Source organism: Paraburkholderia sp. (assembly GCF_035948235.1).
Taxonomy (GTDB): Bacteria; Pseudomonadota; Gammaproteobacteria; order Burkholderiales; family Burkholderiaceae; genus Paraburkholderia.
Map to the genome: position 1 here is coordinate 1 of NZ_DASZJJ010000044.1, position 6797 is coordinate 6797.

The 6797-nt window shown below is 63.6% G+C and carries 4 protein-coding genes and 1 pseudogene; all 5 read left to right on the forward strand.

Annotated features, from left to right (window positions below; genetic code table 11):
* Positions 1-1128: ABC transporter ATP-binding protein (locus VG320_RS02700; RefSeq protein WP_327198621.1), on the forward strand; the 1128-nt coding region annotated here is incomplete at its 5' end.
* Positions 1118-1801 carry a subtilisin-like serine protease QhpE gene (gene qhpE / locus VG320_RS02705; protein ID WP_327198622.1) on the forward strand — a complete coding sequence of 228 codons (684 nt, stop codon included), beginning with the start codon at positions 1118-1120 and terminating at the stop codon, positions 1799-1801. The genes VG320_RS02700 and qhpE, both read left to right, overlap by 11 nt.
* The gene (qhpG, locus tag VG320_RS02710) at positions 1798-3114 is read left to right on the forward strand and encodes a flavin-dependent monooxygenase QhpG (RefSeq protein ID WP_327198623.1); all 1317 of its coding nucleotides are present in this window, start codon (positions 1798-1800) and stop codon (positions 3112-3114) included. Before qhpE ends, qhpG begins: the two co-directional genes overlap by 4 nt.
* A 304-nt stretch (positions 3115-3418) precedes the next feature.
* Positions 3419-4243, forward strand: a complete 825-nt coding sequence (locus tag VG320_RS02715; protein WP_327198624.1) for an alpha/beta hydrolase — start codon at positions 3419-3421, stop codon at positions 4241-4243.
* Between the two features lie 537 nt (positions 4244-4780).
* A pseudogene (locus VG320_RS02720) lies at positions 4781-6784 on the forward strand (NADP-dependent isocitrate dehydrogenase); the annotation flags it as partial.
* Positions 6785-6797 lie beyond the last annotated feature (13 nt).

A 6797-nucleotide genomic window follows, 5' to 3' on the forward strand; every position in this document is an offset into this window, starting at 1 on the left:
CGCGGCCTGCGCGAAAGTGCCGCCGATCTCTCCTCGTTCCTCGTGGAGACGCTGCCAGCGATGAAGTTCATCCAGGCCAGCGGCCAGCAGGATGCGGAGCGTGCGCGACTCGAACGCTTCGGCGACCGCTATATGGATCGCCTGCTCAAGCTCCAGGTCACGGAATTCTTCACGCAGTCGGTGCCGGGTCTCTTCACGTCGATCTCGCGCGCCTGCGCGTTCCTGGTCGGCGGCTATTGGGTCGTGCAAGGCGAATGGAAACTGGGTGCGCTGATCGCGTTCACCACTTACCTGGGTATGGCCGTGGGCCCGGTAAAAAGCCTGCTAGGCCTGTATGTCGCGCTCCAGCGCATGACGGTGAGCCTCACGCGCGTGGTCGAACTTCAGCGCGAACCCGTCATCGTTCAGGAACCCGAAATACCGGCCACCGCACCGGAAAACAGCACGCTCGAATTCGACGACGTCTGGTTCTCGCACGAGGAGCGCGCGCACGGCGTTTTGCGCGGCGCGAGCGCCGTGCTGCCTGCGGGTCGCAAGATCGCGCTGGCGGGAGCCTCAGGCGCGGGCAAGTCCACACTGATCGACCTCGTGCAGCGCTTCTACGACCCGCAGCATGGTTCGCTGCGCCTGGGCGGCATCGATCTGCGCGACCTGCAACTGGACGACCTGCGCCGCCGCGTGGCCGTGGTGAGCCAGGATATCGTGCTGTTTCGCGGCAGCCTGGCCGACAACATCCGTTATGGCGCGCCGCACGCAAGCCGCGAGCAGATCGCGCTGGCCGCGCACGCGGCGCAGCTCGATGCGCTGGTGGCGACGCTGCCGGAAGGCCTCGACAGCCAGATCGGCGAGCGCGGCCAGCAACTTTCCGGTGGCCAGAAACAGCGTATCGCAATCGCGCGGGCGCTGTTGCAGGAGCCGTCGATTCTCGTGCTCGACGAAGCCACCTCCGCCGTCGACGAAGCCACCGAACGCGAGGTGATTGCCCAGATCGACACGCTATTCGCCACGCGCACGCGCATTCTCATCAGCCATCGCGCAGCCACGCTCGCGCATGCCGATCTGCATTTCGATCTGATCGATGGGCGACTGGTGATGCGCGAAGCGCAGGGAGCCGCGCATGAGCACTGAATTTCGCGTAGGCATTGTCGACAGCGGATATCGCGCCGATCAAAGCACGCGCGTGCATGCGGCAGCGGCTTTTGTACTCGACGTCGATATGCAGGTGCATCGGCGCGACGCGATAGCCGACCGGCTCGGTCATGGCAGCGCCGTGCTGGAGCGCATCGCCTTTAACGCACCCGAAGCACGCTTTTGCGTCGCGCAGGTGTTCCGCGAACGCGCGGCGACGACACCGTTGCAGATCGCCGAAGCGATACGCTGGCTCGTCGGTCAGGGCGTGCGCATCATCAACCTGAGCCTGGGCGTGCGTGCCGATCGCGCCGCGCTGCGCGAAGCCTGCGCGTTCGCCGTGGACGCGGGCGTGGTGGTTTGCGCGGCGAGTCCCGCGCAGGGCGACCCCGTGTTTCCATCGCGCTATCCCGGCGTCGTGCGCGTGACGGGCGACGCGCGCTGCGATGCCGCGCAGTGGTCGTGGCTTGATAGCACACAGGCCGAATTCGGCGCGCAGGTACGCGGTAACGGCGCTACGCAAGCCGGCGCCAGCATCGCCACGGCAGCCTTGAGCGGGCACGCCGCCGCGTGGCTCATGCGTCATCGCGACGCCGACCGCGACGCCCTGCTCGCCTGGCTGCGCGCGCACGCGGCCTTTATCGGCGTCGAAAGACGCACACACGCATCATGAGCGCCGCGCGCATCGTCGTCCTCGGTGCAGGCCCGGCGGGCGCAGCCGTGGCGCGTGCGCTCGCGGGCCTGGGCTACGCCGTGCAGGTGGTGAGCGACTGGCGGCGCTTCGACGCCGTCGAAGGCATGTCGCCGCGCGTCATAGAAGGCCTTCGCCATGCGGGCCTGCATCGCGCCGCCAATGCGGTCACAGGGCCGAGCGCGCGCACGACGCTCTGGAACGGCGTGCTGCAAACGCTCAACGCGGAATATCTGGTGGACCGCCGCGTGTTCGACGCCGCGCTGCGCGAGGATCTGCACAACGCGGGCGTCGAAATCGTCGAGGCCAATGTACGCAGCGTACAGACCTCGCCGTCCGGTCATGACCTCATGATCGAGACCAGTGACGGCCCTCTGTCCTTGCGCGCGGATTTTCTGGTGGAAGCGCGCGGCCGTCTCGCGCCGCTCATGCGCGACGCCACGCGCGGACCGCAAACCTTAAGTCTCCTTAACGTCTGGCAAGGCGAGCGCGGCGCGGCGGCTTCCGCCGTGGAAAGTCTCCAGGACGGCTGGGCGTGGATGGCGCGCCTACCCGATGGCCGCTGTTACTGGCAGATGACGCTTGACGTCGCCAGCGCCGAACTCCCGCAGCGCGACGAACTGCCCGCCTTCTGCGCGCGCATGCGCCGCGCGCCGCTGGCCAGCAACTTCTTCGCACACGATGCCGATACGAACGTGCGCCTGCACGCCCGCAGCAGCACCCCCACGCTGTGCGGGCGCACGGGCGCGCGCAACTGGCTGCGCGTGGGCGATGCGGCCATGGCCGTCGATCCGCTCTCGGGCAACGGCATTTTTCAGTCGCTTTCGTCGGCGCTTCAAGCACCCGCGGTGATTCATACGCTGCTCAGTTGCCCGGAACGCGCGTCGCTCGCGCTGCGCTTTCACCAGCAGCGTATCGAGCAGCTCTTCATGCGTTTCGCCCGCACCGGCCGCGACTTTTACGCGCTCGAACAGCGCTGGGCCGCACGGCCGTTCTGGGAGGCGCGACGCCTCTGGCCCGACGACGCGCCGCTGCACGTCAGCGCCGACTTCAACCAGCTCAATATCGAGCGCGCGCCGGTGATCGACGGAAACCTGATCGCAGAAGCCGATGTGGTCGTGAGCCCAGATCAGCCGCTCGGCGTGTGGCATTTGCAAGGCGTGCCGCTCGCGCCCATCGTCGAGGCGCTGCGCAAGCAGCCCGCCGAACACGTGCTGCGTTCGCTCGACGCCGATCAGGCGCGGCTCGTTCGGCATTGGCTCGACGCGCATGGGTATTCGCCGGTGCGGGCGTGAAGTCGAACGCGAACATCTAACTCGACAAAAAACTGACGTATCCGCTGTAAAACGCGATTCGTTTCCATACATCGCTGGACTTCGAAGCATCGCGCAGCTTCGCATCATCGCTTCGCGTTCCTCTCTATACTCGTGCGCGTGTGCAACGTGCCGCGCGCGGCGCCTCGCACACGTTCCGCCCAGTCTCGCCCGCATTGCCTCGAATCCCGGATGCCACATTTCATGTGACGCGCTTGCCGTGTCCACATAGTGACATTCGTCTCCCAGCGTGATTCCCCTCCAGCCTCAACCAGGAGCGCTACTGATGAGCACGTTCACCACCCGCGATGGCACGTCGATCTATTACAAGGATTGGGGCAGCGGTCGCCCGGTCGTCTTCAGCCACGGCTGGCCGTTGTCCGCCGACGCCTGGGACGCGCAGATGCTGTTTCTGCTGCAGAAAGGCTTTCGCGTGATCGCGCACGACCGTCGCGGCCACGGCCGCTCGGAACAGCCGGCCAAAGGCAACGACATGAACACCTGGGCCGACGATCTGGCCGAGTTGCTCGACAAGCTCGACGTAAAGGACGCCACGCTCGTCGGCCACTCGACGGGCGGTGGCGAAGTCGCGCGCTATATCGGGCGCCACGGCACGAAGCGCGTGGCGGGCGCGGTCCTGATCGGCGCGGTGCCACCCATCATGATCAAGAGCGAGCAGAATCCGGGCGGCCTGCCCAAGGAAGTGTTCGACAACATTCGCAAAGGTGTCGTCGATAACCGCTCGCAGTTCTTCAAGGATCTGGCGGTGCCGTTCTACGGTTTCAACCGCAGCGGCGCGAAGACCTCGCAGGGCACGATTGACTCGTTCTGGCAGCAGGGCATGTGGGGCGGCGTCCTCGCGCTCTATGAATGCGTACACGAATTCTCGGAAGTCGATTACACCGAGGACCTGAAGAAGTTCGACGTGCCCACGCTGATCCTGCACGGCGACGACGACCAGATCGTGCCGATCGACGATGCAGGCAAGCTCTCCGCCAAAATCGTCAAGGACGCCACGCTCAAGATCTATCCGGGCGCGCCGCACGGCATGTGCACGACCGAGGCCGACAAGGTCAACGCCGATCTGCTCGAGTTTCTGAACCGCAAGTAAGCCAAACGCGACGCCGCCGTCTCGAAGCGCACCCTGCCGGCGGCGGCCGCCCTTCCTCCCTCTGCGGTCCGATCGCGGCCGGTCAGATTTGCCTGTGCCCAGACGCACCTTGCGCACGTCAATATCCCACTAAACGACCAGGAAATGAGACCGCGCATCCAAGGTCTGCGGCAATAAATTCTTCTATAAGAGTGGCCGATTAACCTCGTATCAGACAAGGGTCTTCACTAGCTTGACAAATAATGAATAGATAAAAATTAAAAACATCCATCACGGGGACAGATTACCGGATTCAGCGCAAAACCCCTTATACAACAGGACTTTGGCGCGATAACGTTTTCAGCGCTTAGTCGGACGATTGGGGCCAGGACGCCGTTTTTTGCGCCGAACTCCACCGCGCAACGCAATTCCACAATATGAAATTCATGTCGATCTCGGCCCCGGCCCATCGGAAATTGAGGCAAAATCCAGGTGTTTCGCCGACTGCGCGCAGCCGGTGGTGTTACCACCTCGTTTAACGATCCCGCCAAGAAGCCGATGAGTACCCAGCAACCCACCATCATCTATACCCTGACCGATGAAGCGCCGCTGCTTGCCACCAGCGCGTTTCTGCCGATCATCCGCACCTTCGCTGCGCCGGCCGGCGTGAACGTCGAGACCAGCGATATCTCCGTGGCGGGCCGCATCCTCGGTGAATTCCCCGAATTCCTGACCGAAGAACAACGCGTGCCGGACAACCTGGCTGAACTGGGTCGTCTTACCCAGCTGCCGGAAACCAACATCATCAAGCTGCCGAACATCAGCGCATCGGTGCCGCAGCTCGTCGCAGCCATCAAGGAACTCCAGGGCAAGGGCTACAAGATCCCCGATTTCCCGGAAGATCCGAAGACCGACGACGAAAAGTCCATTCAGAAGCGCTATTCGAAGTGCCTCGGCTCGGCCGTGAATCCGGTCCTGCGCGAAGGCAACTCGGACCGCCGCGCACCGCTGGCCGTCAAGAACTACGCGAAGAAGCACCCGCACAGCATGGGCGAGTGGAGCATGGCTTCGCGCACCCACGTCGCGCACATGAAGCACGGCGACTTCTATCACGGCGAAAAGTCGATCACGAACGACAAGGATCGTGAAGTTCGCATGGAGCTCGTCACGAAGAGTGGCGAAACCATCGTGCTCAAGCCGAAGGTCAAGCTGCAAGCCGGCGAAATCGTGGACAGCATGTTCATGAGCAAGAAGGCCCTGCTGGCTTTCTACGAAGACCAGATGGAAGACGCGCGCAAGACCGGCATCATGCTCTCGCTGCACGTCAAGGCGACCATGATGAAGGTTTCGCACCCGATCGTGTTCGGCCACGCTGTGCGCACGTTCTACAAGGACGCGTTCGCCAAGCACGCCAAGCTGTTCGAACAACTGGGCGTGAACGTCAACAACGGCCTCGTCGATCTGTACACGAAGATCGAAACGCTGCCGGAATCGCAGCGCGAAGAAGTTATCCGCGACATGCACGCGTGCCACGAGCACCGTCCGGCGCTGGCGATGGTCGATTCGGCCAAGGGCATCTCGAACCTGCACGCACCGAACGACGTGATCGTCGACGCATCGATGCCCGCCATGATCCGCGCAGGCGGCAAGATGTGGGGCGCCGACGGCCGCCCGGCCGACACGAAGTGCCTGATTCCGGAAAGCACGTTCGCGCGCATCTACCAGGAAATCATCAACTTCTGCAAGACCAACGGCGCATTCGACCCGAAGACCATGGGCACAGTGCCGAACGTCGGCCTGATGGCGCAAAAGGCTGAAGAGTACGGCTCGCACGACAAGACCTTCGAAGTCCCGCAGAACGGTACGGCACGCATCGTTGACAACGCAACCAACGAAGTGCTCGAGTCGCTCACGCAGGAAGTCGAGCAAGGCGACATCTGGCGCATGTGCCTCGTGAAGGACGCGCCGATCCGCGACTGGGTGAAGCTTGCCGTCACGCGCGCAAAGAACTCGAACACGCCGGCCGTGTTCTGGCTCGACCCGTATCGTCCGCACGAAAACGAAGTGATCAAGAAGGTCGAAGAGTACCTGAAGGATTACGACACGAACGGCCTGGACATCCAGATCATGTCGCAAGTGCGCGCGATGCGTTACACGCTCGAGCGCGTGATCCGCGGTCTGGACACGATTTCCGTCACGGGCAACATCCTGCGCGACTACCTGACCGACCTGTTCCCGATCATGGAACTGGGCACGTCGGCGAAGATGCTGTCGATCGTTCCGCTGATGGCCGGTGGCGGCATGTACGAAACGGGCGCAGGCGGTTCGGCTCCGAAGCACGTGCAGCAGCTGGTGCAGGAAGACCACCTGCGCTGGGACTCGCTCGGCGAATTCCTCGCGCTGGCGGTGTCGCTGGAAGACCTCGGCATCAAGACGAACAACGCGCGCGCCAAGCTGCTCGCGAAGACGCTCGACGCCGCAACCGGCAAGCTGCTCGACAACAACAAGGGCCCGTCGCCGAAGACCGGCGAGCTGGACAACCGCGGCAGCCAGTTCTATCTGTAGATGTACTTGG

Bases quoted from the DNA above. Each gene is read 5' to 3' on its own strand.
- qhpG (WP_327198623.1), top strand. From the start codon at position 1,798: ATGAGCGCCGCGCGCATCGTCGTCCTCGGTGCAGGCCCGGCGGGCGCA.
- qhpE (WP_327198622.1), top strand. From the start codon at position 1,118: ATGAGCACTGAATTTCGCGTAGGCATTGTCGACAGCGGATATCGCGCC.
- VG320_RS02715 (WP_327198624.1), top strand. From the start codon at position 3,419: ATGAGCACGTTCACCACCCGCGATGGCACGTCGATCTATTACAAGGAT.